We start from the raw sequence: 12,774 nt of genomic DNA on the forward strand, positions 1-12,774 counted from the left end.
ATATATGGACGACATTTCATGGGAAAAGAGGGACTCGGATGACTTGGAGACGGGCTAAAGCCCCATGGATTACTTTTGCGCTGGCCGGAACGATGCTGGCCGCCTGCACCGGCACGCCGGGTTCGGACAAACCGCCGGAGGCTTCTGCCCCCATTGTCGCCGCTGAGCTGCCGCCCAAGACGGGACAGGTGGCCCCGGTGGTTTACGGCGCATCGCAAGAGCCCGCCGTGCCGGCTAAGCCAGCGGACGCAGCGGCGCAAGCAGCAGACGACGGCAGCAGGTTGACTGGCGACAGCGGGAAAGCGGCGACCGCGTCCGGATTGGAGGCGGCTCCGGGTGCGCCTGCGGTTTCCGGAGCTTCGGGGAGCGCGGCAGCTCCCAAGGCGGATACCGCCGCGGGGAAAGCCGGCAGCGTTTCGAAGCCGGACAACGCCGCCGGTGGTTCGATGCAGCAGCATGAGAAGAAGCCGGCCGCTTCATCCGGCATAGAAGCCGACCGTACCGCGCTGTCCTGGTATTACATGAAGAAGAAAAAAGGCGAGGTGCCGAATTTTCCGCCTGAAACGAAAAAATATACGCCGGATATGAAGGCGCTGTGGGTCGGAACGGGAAAAAAAGTATATCTGACGATCGACGCCGGCGGGCCGATGGGCGACATGGAGCTGCTGCGCAAATCGCTTAAAGACAACGACGCGAAAGCGAACTTTTTCATCGCCGGTTACAATATGAAGAAATATCCCGATTTCATCCGGCAGCTGGCGGATGACGGCCATCTGATCGCCAACCATACGATGACGCACACCGATATGAATTTGCAAACGGACGAGCAGGTGAAGAAAGAAATCGAAGATTTCGCCAAGCTGTACAAGGAAGTAACGGGAAAGGACGTGCCGCCTTATTTCCGTTTTCCATATGGCCGCTACAACATGCATCTGCTGAAGTACGTTTCGGATATGGGATACACGTCCGTGTTTTGGTCGACGGCGATGGTGGATTGGCTGCCGCGCAAAAACGGTCCTGAAGATCCGTTGAACGATATTTTGAACGGTCTGCACGACGGCAACATCATTTTGATGCATGAAGGCTCGCCGGAAAACATCGAAGCGCTCGACTCCATCATTAAAAAAGTGCGGGAAGCGGGATATGAGTTCGGCTTGATCAGCGAGATCGAATCTCCTACCCAATAAGCGAAGCGGCGCCATACCCTCGTGCGGGCTGACGGGGCGGCCGCCCGAGTTTGTGCCGGACACGTTCCTGCGGGACACTGCCGCGGTACCTTTTGCCTGAAGATGACATATTTTAATATGTACTTTCCATCTATCCTTCAGGCAAAGGAAGCGAGTATACGTGCAGCAACCGATAGCCATTTTGGATTCCGGAGTAGGCGGTCTTACCGTTGTAAAGGAAGTGATGCGGCAGCTTCCTCAGGAAAAGATTGTTTACTTTGGCGATACGGCGCGCGCGCCTTATGGTTCACGGCCTGCCGTCGAGATTTTGCTTTTTACGAGACAAATTGTTGATTATTTGGTCCGGTTTCAACCGAAAATGATCGTCATCGCCTGCAATACGGCGACTGCGGTAGCGCTCGACACCATCCGCTCGCAGGTGTCCGTCCCCGTGCTGGGCGTGATCCATCCGGGAGCCCGAGCCGCCATCAAAACGACGCGTACGGGAAAAGTGGGAGTCATCGGAACCCTGGGTACGATTCGCAGCGGAGCCTATGAGCATGCGCTGCAAAGCATTTCGCCGGGGATCGAGGTGGTCAGCACGGCTTGTCCGCTGCTCGTGCCGCTCGTCGAGAAGGGACTGTTCGGCGGCAAAGACGCCAGGGACGTCGTGGAGCGTTCGCTGGCTCCGCTTCGCGAAGTGCCGATGGACTGTCTGATTTTGGGGTGTACCCATTATCCGTTTTTATCCGAGCTCATTGCTGAAATTATGGGGCCGAACGTGACGCTGATCAGCTCGGCGGAGGAAACGGCGCGCGAGGCCAGCGCGATCCTCGGACATCGGGGGCTTTTGGCCGGCGGCAAGGAAATGCCGGAGCATCGTTTTTTTTGCAGCGGGGATCCGGGGATGTTTCAAAAAATCGCCGAATCGTGGCTGCACCGAAATGTCCATGTCACTCCTTTCGATTGGCAGATTCCCCACATCGTATAAAGCGAGCCTTAAGACCGTCCGCTCCGGGCGGTCTGTTTATTTCGGGCAGGGCATACAATGGTAGCAGCTTATGCGGGAAGGGAAGGTGGCCCAAATGGCGCTAACCTATGTTATGCAAAAAGGCGATACGCTGCACAGGCTGGCCCGAAGGTATGCCGTCCGGATTGAGTCGATCTATGCCGAAAATCCCGGGCTGCAGACGAGCGGTTACGTGTATCCCGGCCAGGTCATCCGCATTCCGGAACGGCCGGACTCGCTGTATGTCGTTCAGGCGGGGGATACTCTCCGGGAGTTATCCCGCCGGTTTAATATCGCGCTGACCGATTTGCAAACGGCCAACCCGGGAGTGGACCACCGCAGGCTGCGTATCGGACAAACGATCGTTTTGCCGGAAAGCAGAGGGTTGACGGCCTTTCAGACTGCGGACGATTACGGTTATGCGGAGCTCGTGGAAAACATCACGCGTTTGAAGTCGGCGTACCCTTTCCTTGAAGTGTGCGATATTGGCGTGAGCGTGCTGGGCAAAAGGATTCCGGCCATCCGGATCGGCTGCGGCGCGCAGGAGGTACACTATAATGGCGCCGTTCATGCCAACGAATGGATTACGACCCCACTCCTCATGAAATTCATTGAAGATTATGCATCCGCTTACGCTTGCGGGGAAAACTTAAGGGGCCGCTCCATGGAAGAATTATACGAAAAAACGTCGCTATGGGTTGTGCCGATGGTGAACCCGGACGGGGTGGAGCTTGTCCAGGAAGGGATTACTCCGCAGCACCCGTTTTATGAGCAGCTGCTCGAATGGAATTTTGGATCGTTTCATTTCCAGCGCTGGAAAGCGAACGTCCGCGGCGTCGATCTGAACGATCAATTTCCGGCACATTGGGAAATCGAACGGGATCGACGGGATGTCCCGGGTCCGGGACCGCGCGATTACCCCGGGCTGGCACCGCTGACGGAACCGGAGGCGATTGCGCTCGCCCAGTTTACGCGCTGCCACGATTTTTGCAGAGTGATCGCTTTTCATTCGCAAGGGCAGGAGATATACTGGAATTATCGCGGCTTGGAGCCGGTGGAGGCGGAAGAGATCGCCTGCAGGCTGGGGAAAGCGAGCGGTTACAAGCCGGTCAAGCTGACCGGAAGCGACGCGGGTTACAAGGATTGGTTCATTCAGGAGTATCGGCGTCCCGGTTTTACGGTTGAGGTAGGGCTCGGCACAAACCCGCTGCCGGTCGCGCTGTTCCCGCAGCTTTACGACGAGGTAGTCGGATTGATGATTGAGGGGCTTCATGTGTAGAAAGGCGAGCTCGAAATAGCTGCTCTCATCGATGGGCGGAAAATGGCGGACCGGCAGTGCGCCGGTCTGTTTTGCCTTAAGGGATAAAATGGAAGCCGGAGTCGGATACTATACGGTACACAAGCTCGGAGAGGAAGGATGCCTGTGAAAAAGCTGCTGTCCCTCAGACATTGGAAACGTGTCGGCGAACGGGTGCTGCGGATTTTGATGTCGCCGCAAGTTCCGCTGCGGTATAAGCTGCTTTTTATTGTACCGGTACTGCTGTACTGGATATTGCCCGATGCGATGCCGTTTATGCCTGTCGACGACATCGCCGTGACGATGATCGTTGCGAACTTTTTCGCAGAGTGGATGGAGCGGAAGCATTTGCCGTAGTTCGGGGCGGACAAGCTTCGGCGCAAAAAAACCTCAGGAGGCGGTCCGGAGCTTCGTTCGGACGAAAAGCGGACTCCTGAGGCAGTGTTAGGTTGAAGCGTTTTTTTCATTTAAATACATTATGCAGGCGAATGGTCAAATCTTCGAATATGCCCACCCGGACTTCATCGTCCGCTCCGAATACTTCGAATTGGCTGTATTTCCCGTTGTCGTCCAGCTGATATACTTGCACGACCTTCTCGTTCGGAAATACGATCCAGTACTCTTTGACTCCCACACGCTCGTACAAAAATAATTTTATCTTTAAATCTATACGGCTGGTAGACGGGGAGATGATTTCGACGATGAGGTCGGGCGCTCCTTTGCAGCCTCGTTCGTCCAGCTTATCGGGATCGCAAACGACGACGATATCCGGCTGGACGACGGTTGTGGTCTCCATATCTTTTTCATTCGGCTTCGGAAGACGTACGTCAAACGGGGCTGCGAATACTTCGCATGTTTTCCCGTCTAAACATGTGAAAAAACGATTAAACAAGCTTCCCAGCAGCCTCTGATGAGTCGTCGAAGGGGCGGGAGTCATATCGTAAATGACGCCGTCGATAATCTCACACCGAATCTCATCCGGCCAAGTCAGGTAATCCCCGTACGTGAACAATTTACTTTCCGAAGGCGTACTCATCTATTGATCTCCTCGCACCTTTTTAACCAGGTCAGCCGATCACCGATCAAATCTGCTCCGGCTCGTACTCCTCCTGCGGCATCCGTATCCACCGCTGAAGATACCCTTGCTCGTAAAGCGCCTTGATCGTGATGATCAACACCGGCGACAGGATCAGCCCCGCGACCCCGAACAGGGACAGCGAGATGATCATAAACGACAGCATCGTAAAAGCGGAAACGCCGAGCGAATCGCCGGTAATTTTCGGTTCCATGATTTGCCGCACCAAGATGACGATGCCGAGCAGAACAGTCAGCCAAATCGCCAGCGTCGTTTGCCCGACGACAAACAAATAAATGATCCATGGGATAAACAGCGTGGATACGCCCAGCAGTGGCAGCACATCGAAAATCGCCGACAAAAGAGCGATCGAAAACGCGTTCTGTACGTTCAGTACGAGCAAAGCGACAAAAATGACGATAAACGTCAGGCTGATCAGCTTCAGCTGCGCCTTCACATATCCGACGATGCCGATCAGCACGTTGTCCTTCATAAAATAATAAGCGTTTTTGAACGTTTTCGGCGTGTTGTCGCGGGCGAGCCTCTTCCACGATTCGATTTCGATGCTGAGAAAGTAAGCCAAAATGATCCCGATGATGAAATTGACGACGAAGGTGGAAAACGAAGTGAGCGCATTGAAGGTGCCGGTCAAAAAGCCGGTAGCGAGCTTCGATGCTTTTTCCGTAATGGTCGTTATGTAATTTTTCGCCTCATCCAGCACGTCCAGGGGCAAAGCGGCGAGACGGTTCTGGAGCAGGTCCGACTTCAGCAAAATTTGCTCCTGCAGGATGCGGATATAGTCGGGCAGCTTTTCTTTCAGCGCCAAAATTTGCGAGGTAAAGATGAAAGCGGCTCCGGTTAATGCGCCCAGAATGACGAGGATGAAAATGACGGTCGAAATCGCCGAAGCGATCGACTTTTTCATGCCCCGTTTGTGGAAAAAGCGGGCCAGCGGCTCGATGATCAAATAGATGATCAATGCGAGAAAAATCGGCGTCGCAATGCGATACAAATAGCTGAACAGCAGCATAAACAAATATACCGTCAGCAGGAGCAGAGCAATGTCGAACACCGTTTTGTAATATTTTTTATAAAACGAGATCATGTACGCACCTCATGGTCGGATTAGCGGTATCGGACCTAGGTCCATTTGGCCGCCCACAGCTTCATTTCTTTCAAAATTTGATGCAAATCTTCCCCTTTGGGAGTCAGCTTGTATTCTACGGTGACGGGGACTGTCGGGTATGCGGTGCGCTCCAGCACCCCTTGCTCCTCCAGGTGGCGCAGCGTGTCGGTAAGCGACTTCGGGCTGATGTTTTTCACTTTGCGCTGCAGCTCTCCGAACCGCTTCGTTCCACAGAACAGCTCGCGCAGCACGAGAAACGACCATTTGCCGCCGATCACATCGAGCGTTTTTTCGATCGAGCATTCGATGTACGTCGGCTGCTTCGGTATGTAATTGCTGGCGGTCATCGGGCGTTCGTTTTCAAGTTTGGACATCATGAATCCCTTCCTTTCCAAAATGGCTGCCGCAAATCAAGTGAACGTCATATCGGCCATCCGTTCCCCCCACTTACTCGTGGGTAACTAGATAACCGAATTGAAATAATATTTAAAACGTTTCACTACTATCCATGATATAGAAAGAAGACCGCAATATCAATAGATTGGGGCCGCCGGGAGGCCAAAAGTGCCGAGAGGCGAAAAAAGCGGCTTACAGCGCGCAAAACGGGCTTCGCGCGAGCCCGAGAGCGTGAAAATGCGCTCTCAGGCGAGTGAAGGCACGCGGAAAATGGAGTAGGAGTGCCGAGAGACGGAAAAAGCGGCTTACAGCGCGTGAAACCACCTCTGCCCGAGGCCGAGAGCGTGAAAATGCGCTCTCAGGCGAGAGAAGGCACGCGGAAGGCGGAGAAGAAGTGCCGAGAGACGGAAAAAGCGTCTCACAGCGCGTGAAACCACCTCTGCCCGAGGCCGAGAGCGTGAAAATGCGCTCTCAGGTAGGTGAAGACGCGCGGAAGGCGCCAATCTACGCGCCGCCGGGTAGCTGCTGCCGCGCCAGCTCCGCGAACCGGGCCGCGGCGGGCTGGAGCGGATCGCCTGCGCGCGTGCAGAGCGCGATCGGGTTCGCGGGCAGCTCCGCGTCCACGAACACCCGCGCGACGTCGCCGCGCTCCACTTCCGTCCGCACTTCCAGCGCGGACGACAGGCACGCTCCGAAGCCGGCCATGACGGCGCGGATCGTTTCGTTTTGCCCGCCGAGCGTGAGCGCGGCGGCGGGCGGCGGCAGCTGATGCGTGCGGCACAGCGCGAGCAGCAGCTCCTGCATCGAGCTGCCGGCCTGCCGCATCACGAACGGTTCGCGCAGCAGCTCGGCGAGCGGCGCATGCTTGCCGGCAAGCCGGTGACCGCGCGGCACGACGAACCAGACCGGATCGGCGAGCACCTCTTCGCGGCTGATGCCGGACAAAGCGGCCGCGGCGCCGCCGACGACCGCCAGGTCCGCTTCGTACCTGAGCAGCCGCTCGTACGCGTCCCGCGAGTTCGTCGCGGTCACCTCGAGCCCGACGTCCGGGTACGCTGCGGTGAAGCGGGCCAGCCAGCCGGGCAGCAAAAAATTCGCGGGCAAATACGTCGCGGCGATGCGCAGCCTGCCGGACCGTCCGGCCGCATAATGCGCGAGTCGCCCTTCGATATCCCGCTCCAGCGTAAACAGCCTGCGGGCTTCGGCGTAGACGGTCTCGCCGGCGTCCGTCAGCAGAACGCCCCGGCCGTGAGGAGCGAGCAGCGTGAGGCCAAGCTCCTTCTCCAGATTGCGGAGCTGGGCGCTCACCGCCGGCTGGCTGATATGAAGCGCCTCCGCGGCTTTCGTGACGCCTCCTCGTGACGCCACTTCGTAAAAGATGCGCAGCGCATGCAAATTCATCGGAAGTCACCTGCAATTCATAAAATGAATTGATGAAAACATAAATAATATATATTTTATTTATAACCGAAAACCGCTTATTGTAAAACCAGGTCTTCCAATAAAACAAGAGGCGGTGCGTCATTATGAAATGGGCTTGCATGACTTGCGGGAAACAATATGCGGAAACCGGCCGTGCGGCATATTATTGCGAATGCGGTGTGCTGCTCGATATCCGGCATGATTTTGCCGGTGTGGACACCGAACGGCTGAAAGCTCAGTTCGCCAAAAGGCTGGCGGAGCGAAACGGTCCGTACGCGAGCGGCGTTTGGCGGTACAAGGAGCTGATTTTGCCCGAGCTGGACGACCGGCACATCGTGACCAAATACGAGGGCAATACGGGATTATACGCTTCCGAAGCGATCGGCAGGTATGCGGGCATCCGCACCGTATGGCTGAAGGCGCTCTCGGAAAATCCGAGCGGCTCCTTCAAGGATCACGGGATGACGGCGGCCGTCTCGTACGGTCGGTCGCTCGGCTATCGCCGCTTTGCCTGCTCGTCGACGGGCAACACTTCCTCGTCGCTCGCGATGTATGCGGCATTCGCCGGGCTGGAATCGTACGTGCTGCTGCCGGGGCAGGGCATTTCCTTGAACAAGGTGCTGCAAACGCTGGCTTATGGAGCCAAGGTGCTGACGATTGAAGGGACTTACGACGACGGCGTCCGATTTTGCGAGGAACATGGCGAAGTACTGGGACTGTATGTGTGCAATTCGATCAATCCCGTGCGAATCGAGGGGCAAAAAAGCATCGTGTACGAAATCGCGCAGACGCTAAAGTGGCAGCTGCCGGACTGGATCGTGCTCCCTGGCGGAGCATTGAGCAACGCGACGGCGCTCGGCAAGGGGCTTGCCGATTTGCACCGGCTCGGTTTTATCGGCAAGCTGCCGCGGGTGGCGATCGTGCAGGCGGAGGGAGCGAGCCCGTTTCACCGGATGGCGCGGCGCGGGGATCGCATGCTTGTGCCGGAGCCTCGCCCCCATACCCGGGCATCCGCGCTCAACATCGGGCATCCGCCCAGTTGGAGAAAGGCGCTCCATTACGTCTTGGAGCAAACGGACGGGGTGACCGTGTCCGTCAGCGACGAGGAGATTATGGACGCGAAGGCGCATGTCGACGCGAGCGGCATCGGCTGCGAGCCGGCGTCCGCGGCGGCGGTGGCCGGACTGCGCAAGCTGGCGCGCGAGCGGTGCATCGATAAGGACGAAACCGCGGTTTGCCTGCTGACCGGCCACATGCTGAAGGATACCGATGCGCTGCGCGAATACCATATCGACGAAGCGTTCGGAGCGAGGCTCGCTAATCGCATCATGCCCGTCCGGCTTACCCCGGAGGAAGTAAGCCGCCATCTCGGCGAAATGTGACCCCCGGCCGCCGCAACGAAACACCGTTCGTATGGTTGCTTTCCTTTTACGGTTTCATTACAATAGAGGGAAATGCAAATTTTACGAATATGGGAGATGCCGCATGAACGTTAAAATTACAAGAAACGCAGCCAAGGTGCTGCTCGCCGAAATGGAAAAAGAAGAAAACAAGGAGCTGAAGGTGCGCGTCGTCGTGACGCATAAGCATGGCGATCACGCCCATTACGGCCTCGGCCTCGATACCCCGACGGATAAGGATGAAGTCGTTTCTACGGACAAGCAGATCGACGTCATCGTCGAAAAAGGCGAGCCGCTGCTTGACGGCATCAAAATCGACTACTTGTATTTGCCGCAGGAAGGCTTCGTCATTACGAACCCGAGCAAAGGCAACCACGGCGATCACTGAGATGGCTAAAAACGACATTCGGATTTGCGACAAATGCAAGCACATCAAGCTGAAAACATTTTTGCCGAAGCTGCAAAAAATGGCTCCGGACGCGGACATCAAGGTGGCGTGCAAATCGTACTGCGGGCCGTGCTCGCGGTTTGCGTTCATTTACATCAACGGCCGGTACATCACCGGGGCAACCGAAGACGAGGCGCTCGAGAAGGCGAAGAAATACGTGAAATAACGACGCAGGCTTACGGCTTTGCGTCTTTTTGCTTTTCGGCTTGTATCGCTTTATTTACAAAATCTTCATATCCCGCTCATCTTCCCGAAACATGCCGAAATTATGCTGATTGGAGTGCATTCGCATAATGATGGGGAGGGGCATTTAATGAAAAGATGGTTTAAAAAACGCAGATGGCTTATCGCAGCGCTGGCTGCAATGACGTTAGCCGGCGCGCAAATCGCCGGTGCGGAGGAAGGCGGCATGAAGGCGGTAGGCGTCAAATTCGGCTTATGGTCGAACGGGAAGGAAGTTAAAACGGACAAGGACCCGGTCATCATCGACGGCAGCACCTATGTGCCGCTTCGCACTCTCGGCGAAGCGCTCGGCAAGCAGGTCGAATGGAACGAGTGGACGCAGTCCATCCGGCTTAAGGATGTTCCTAAAGTAGCAGCCGTTCACGAGTGGAAAAACCCGTCCGAGCTCGCGGCCGGCATTAAAGACGGAGGATTTTCGGGCATGGTTCATCTGCCGAATGATCCTGCCGACGTATTTTACGTTGTGGAGGACCGCGGACCTAACGGAGAATTCGGTAAGGACAAGCTCCGCACCTTCCCTGCGGAAAACTTCGTGCCGCGCCTTCAAAAAATCAAAGCGTCGAACGGAACGATCGAGGTGCTGGAGACGATCCAGCTGCATCTGCCTGCCGGCAAAACGGACAAGGTCACGCAAAATGCCAATCTGACCGGCCTGCCGAACCTGGAAGGACCGGACGAGGTTCCGTACGACATCACCGGCTCCAAGCAGCTTGCTTACGATCCGGACGGGCTCGATCTGGAAGGCATTGCATATAGTCCTGCCGACGACACGTTCTGGCTGTCCGACGAATACCGCCCTTCGATTTTGCAGGTAAAACGTGACGGTACGATCGTCGGCCGCTACGTGCCGCAGGGGATGAAGGACGCTTTGGTCAAAGCCGGCGCACAGACGGAAATTTTCGATACATTGCCCGCCGTCTATGCCAAGCGGATATCGAACCGCGGCTTCGAAGGCGTCACCATCACTCCGGACGGCAAATATTTGTACACGTCGATCCAAAGCCCGCTCGCCAATCCGGACAAGAAAACCGGGGAAGCATCGCGTAACCTACGCATCTTGAAAATCGATCTGGCGACCAAAAAACCGGTCGGCGAATACTTATACATCGCGGAAAATGCCGGAATGTTCGCCAAAGTCGCGCAGAAGGATGTCGTCATCAGCGATCTGGCCGCTGTATCTGCCGACGTGCTGCTTGTCGACGAGCGCGACAAAAATTCCGGAGCGGATGTCCAGCTCAAGCGCATTTATAAAGCCGATTTCTCCAAGGCGACGAACCTGCTCGGCACGGAAACGAGTGAAAAGGATTTCGAAAAGCTTTCCGCCGATCAGCTCAAAGAGCAGGGGATCGTGCCGGTAGCGAAAGAGCTGGTTGTCGATATCGCGAAGCTCGGTTATCCTTACGAGAAAATCGAAGGGCTTGCGGTAATCGATAAAAATACGATCGCATTTGTTAACGATAACGATTACGGTGTGAACGGTTACGACGACAATGGCAAACTTCAAGTGAAAAATGTACCGACGCAAATGTACGTCATTCAGGTGAACGAAGATCTGTATGAATAAAGTTGCGGCATGCATATGGTAGGGTCTCAAGGAGAATCCGGCTCACGGGTTCTCCTTTTTACCTGTCCAGATGATTAAATTGGGTCTTTCGGCTCTGTTGATTTTTTATAAAATAGGTAATTGGAAATATCCCAATTTCCTGCCTCATCCCTTATTCTAATTATGGAGAAAAGTTTACAAAGTACGACAACATTCGCGTCATCCCGATAACGGCAGAACTGATGAAAATCAGCGTCGCAAAGCTACAGGGGCTAAAGTGCATCTGCGCAAAGCCAGCCAGCTACCGAAGGATGAGGGCTGCATGACCCTCTCCGGTTTATTTGGTTGATGCATGATATTTTTGAGGGAGATGAGGACATGCAGTTCGAACAAACGGTATATACCAAGGTGGGTTCTGACGAAATAGGAATCGTTCCTTCCGACGAGGGCCCGCAGCTCACGATCAATTGTGAAGTATATCCGCTGCGCGAGAGGTGCTGGGACCTTGAAATGGTGATCGGTAAAAGTCATTTCATATGCACTATCTATTGGAAGGGCGAGGTGAAGCTGTCGGTACGTTTGGACCGGGGGCACGATTTTTTTCTGAAGTTGTTCGGCTATTTGCAGGAAAGACTGGCCCAGCCTCATCTGGTTTAATTTGAAGAAATAAAGTAATCCCCCGGTAAGGCACTTATCTGGGCGAATGCACATACAATGTGCTATACGTTCAGAAAGCCTAATCTGGGAGGAAAAATCGTGGACCAAACCGCTTATTTGGAATCCGCATTGTTTGAACACCGTTTTTGGCTGCAAGTGCTCGGCGACCATGCCCGTTTCATTCTGAACGCCCTGCCGGTCAAAGAGCAGGCGGAGGCGGCCCGGGCCGCCGGCTTTATCGAAGCGTTCGACAGGCTGCTTGAAGCGGCGCGGGGTTCGGCGCCGGACATAGCCAGGCTAAACAGGGCGGCCTATGAGAAGGCTGGAGAAATTCGCGCCTTCAAGCTCCATTTGCTGCGCCGCCATTTGACGGAGCAATTTGATTTTAACTTGCCGCCTACGTTTGTCAACCATATGGTCAACGAGGTAGAGGAGTATTTGCGCGTTCTCGGTGCTCTTGTTGCCGGAGAACTACCGCCCTTATATCATGAAACCCACCACCATATCGTATGGCTGGTCGACGCAGTCGGTCATGCGGCTTCGATTGCCGGCAGCCTCGATTTTACGGAGAAGCGGCTTATTGAGATGAGCCAAACATTCGAGAAGCATTTCCAGGACTTTTATTTCAAAGCGGTGGAGCTTGCCGGATATTTGCGGGCGCAGATTGGCAAGTTTCCCGCCTTATCCCGGTTCAATAAGGAAGTGGAGCTGGAGATGGTGTTGTTCATGCAATTCCTTGGCGAGCTGGAGGAAATGGATTTGAAGCTCGAACTGCTCGGCACTTTATCGCCGCTCATGGCCGACCATATGTACCGCGAAGAATGTTATTACTTGACGAAGCTGTCTCTGGTATCGGAGATCAAGGCTCCTGCATGCGACCCAGGCAAGCCGAGAGTGGAGTAGTCCGTTTTTCGTATCGCACCGTCCCGGACAATACAGGTCCGGGACTGTTTTTTTTAAAATAGTGAAGCCTAAAATTTAGTAAAATTTTA

General features: G+C 55.1%; 14 protein-coding genes and 1 riboswitch. Of the genes, 10 read left to right on the forward strand and 4 right to left on the reverse strand.

Annotated elements, in window-relative coordinates; translation table 11 throughout:
• Positions 1 to 38 precede the first annotated feature (38 nt).
• From MYS68_RS05280 to MYS68_RS05295, 4 genes are all read left to right on the forward strand, one after another.
• Positions 39 to 1,187 carry a polysaccharide deacetylase family protein gene (locus MYS68_RS05280; RefSeq protein WP_248924818.1) on the forward strand — a complete coding sequence of 383 codons (1,149 nt, stop codon included), beginning with the start codon at positions 39 to 41 and terminating at the stop codon, positions 1,185 to 1,187.
• 160 nt (positions 1,188 to 1,347) lie between these two features.
• Positions 1,348 to 2,157, forward strand: a complete 810-nt coding sequence (gene racE / locus MYS68_RS05285) for a glutamate racemase (RefSeq protein ID WP_248924819.1) — start codon at positions 1,348 to 1,350, stop codon at positions 2,155 to 2,157.
• A gap of 94 nt (positions 2,158 to 2,251) precedes the next feature.
• Positions 2,252 to 3,454 (forward strand): M14 family metallopeptidase, encoded by a 1,203-nt coding sequence (locus MYS68_RS05290; protein WP_248924820.1) that lies wholly within the window; start codon positions 2,252 to 2,254, stop codon positions 3,452 to 3,454.
• Between the two features lie 138 nt (positions 3,455 to 3,592).
• Positions 3,593 to 3,829: a hypothetical protein gene (locus MYS68_RS05295; RefSeq protein ID WP_248924821.1), complete on the forward strand. Its 237-nt coding sequence runs from the start codon at positions 3,593 to 3,595 to the stop codon at positions 3,827 to 3,829.
• Positions 3,830 to 3,935: 106 nt separating this feature from the next.
• Here the strand turns inward: MYS68_RS05295 and MYS68_RS05300 are convergent, their stop codons facing one another.
• The 4 genes from MYS68_RS05300 to MYS68_RS05315 form a co-directional block, all read right to left on the reverse strand.
• The gene (locus MYS68_RS05300) at positions 3,936 to 4,508 is read right to left on the reverse strand and encodes a Uma2 family endonuclease (RefSeq protein ID WP_248924822.1); all 573 of its coding nucleotides are present in this window, start codon (positions 4,506 to 4,508) and stop codon (positions 3,936 to 3,938) included.
• A gap of 46 nt (positions 4,509 to 4,554) precedes the next feature.
• Positions 4,555 to 5,652 (reverse strand): sporulation integral membrane protein YtvI, encoded by a 1,098-nt coding sequence (ytvI, locus tag MYS68_RS05305; protein ID WP_248924823.1) that lies wholly within the window; start codon positions 5,650 to 5,652, stop codon positions 4,555 to 4,557.
• 35 nt (positions 5,653 to 5,687) lie between these two features.
• Positions 5,688 to 6,050, reverse strand: a complete 363-nt coding sequence (locus tag MYS68_RS05310) for a winged helix-turn-helix transcriptional regulator (RefSeq protein WP_248924824.1) — start codon at positions 6,048 to 6,050, stop codon at positions 5,688 to 5,690.
• Positions 6,051 to 6,573: 523 nt separating this feature from the next.
• Positions 6,574 to 7,470, reverse strand: coding sequence for a LysR family transcriptional regulator (locus MYS68_RS05315; RefSeq protein WP_248924825.1), 897 nt, complete (start codon positions 7,468 to 7,470; stop codon positions 6,574 to 6,576).
• 125 nt (positions 7,471 to 7,595) lie between these two features.
• Between MYS68_RS05315 and thrC the strand changes: the two genes are divergently transcribed.
• From thrC to MYS68_RS05345, 6 genes are all read left to right on the forward strand, one after another.
• Positions 7,596 to 8,873 carry a threonine synthase gene (gene thrC / locus MYS68_RS05320; RefSeq protein ID WP_248924826.1) on the forward strand — a complete coding sequence of 426 codons (1,278 nt, stop codon included), beginning with the start codon at positions 7,596 to 7,598 and terminating at the stop codon, positions 8,871 to 8,873.
• Positions 8,874 to 8,976: 103 nt separating this feature from the next.
• Complete coding sequence (locus tag MYS68_RS05325; RefSeq protein ID WP_248924827.1) at positions 8,977 to 9,279, forward strand: iron-sulfur cluster assembly accessory protein; 303 nt, start codon at positions 8,977 to 8,979, stop codon at positions 9,277 to 9,279.
• 1 nt (position 9,280) lies between these two features.
• Entirely contained in the window at positions 9,281 to 9,505 is a 225-nt protein-coding gene (locus MYS68_RS05330) for a YuzB family protein (RefSeq protein ID WP_248924828.1), read from the forward strand.
• Between the two features lie 147 nt (positions 9,506 to 9,652).
• Complete coding sequence (locus tag MYS68_RS05335) at positions 9,653 to 11,146, forward strand: esterase-like activity of phytase family protein (RefSeq protein ID WP_248924829.1); 1,494 nt, start codon at positions 9,653 to 9,655, stop codon at positions 11,144 to 11,146.
• Between the two features lie 201 nt (positions 11,147 to 11,347).
• Positions 11,348 to 11,434: riboswitch (cyclic di-GMP riboswitch) on the forward strand.
• Positions 11,435 to 11,503: 69 nt separating this feature from the next.
• Positions 11,504 to 11,782 carry a hypothetical protein gene (locus MYS68_RS05340; RefSeq protein ID WP_248924830.1) on the forward strand — a complete coding sequence of 93 codons (279 nt, stop codon included), beginning with the start codon at positions 11,504 to 11,506 and terminating at the stop codon, positions 11,780 to 11,782.
• A gap of 99 nt (positions 11,783 to 11,881) precedes the next feature.
• On the forward strand, positions 11,882 to 12,685 hold the full coding sequence (locus tag MYS68_RS05345) for a DUF2935 domain-containing protein (RefSeq protein ID WP_248924831.1): 804 nt from the start codon (positions 11,882 to 11,884) through the stop codon (positions 12,683 to 12,685).
• Positions 12,686 to 12,774 lie beyond the last annotated feature (89 nt).

This window comes from Paenibacillus hamazuiensis (genome assembly GCF_023276405.1).
Lineage (GTDB): Bacteria > Bacillota > Bacilli > Paenibacillales > NBRC-103111 > Paenibacillus_AF > Paenibacillus_AF hamazuiensis.

Excerpts from the sequence above, each read along its gene's own strand:
- MYS68_RS05280 (WP_248924818.1), top strand. The coding sequence starts at position 39 with ATGACTTGGAGACGGGCTAAAGCCCCATGGATTACTTTTGCGCTGGCC.
- MYS68_RS05290 (WP_248924820.1), top strand. The coding sequence starts at position 2,252 with ATGGCGCTAACCTATGTTATGCAAAAAGGCGATACGCTGCACAGGCTG.
- MYS68_RS05295 (WP_248924821.1), top strand. The coding sequence starts at position 3,593 with ATGCCTGTGAAAAAGCTGCTGTCCCTCAGACATTGGAAACGTGTCGGC.
- MYS68_RS05300 (WP_248924822.1), bottom strand. The coding sequence starts at position 4,508 with ATGAGTACGCCTTCGGAAAGTAAATTGTTCACGTACGGGGATTACCTG.
- ytvI (WP_248924823.1), bottom strand. The coding sequence starts at position 5,652 with ATGATCTCGTTTTATAAAAAATATTACAAAACGGTGTTCGACATTGCT.
- MYS68_RS05310 (WP_248924824.1), bottom strand. The coding sequence starts at position 6,050 with ATGATGTCCAAACTTGAAAACGAACGCCCGATGACCGCCAGCAATTAC.
- MYS68_RS05315 (WP_248924825.1), bottom strand. The coding sequence starts at position 7,470 with ATGAATTTGCATGCGCTGCGCATCTTTTACGAAGTGGCGTCACGAGGA.
- thrC (WP_248924826.1), top strand. The coding sequence starts at position 7,596 with ATGAAATGGGCTTGCATGACTTGCGGGAAACAATATGCGGAAACCGGC.
- MYS68_RS05325 (WP_248924827.1), top strand. The coding sequence starts at position 8,977 with ATGAACGTTAAAATTACAAGAAACGCAGCCAAGGTGCTGCTCGCCGAA.
- MYS68_RS05330 (WP_248924828.1), top strand. The coding sequence starts at position 9,281 with ATGGCTAAAAACGACATTCGGATTTGCGACAAATGCAAGCACATCAAG.
- MYS68_RS05335 (WP_248924829.1), top strand. The coding sequence starts at position 9,653 with ATGAAAAGATGGTTTAAAAAACGCAGATGGCTTATCGCAGCGCTGGCT.
- MYS68_RS05340 (WP_248924830.1), top strand. The coding sequence starts at position 11,504 with ATGCAGTTCGAACAAACGGTATATACCAAGGTGGGTTCTGACGAAATA.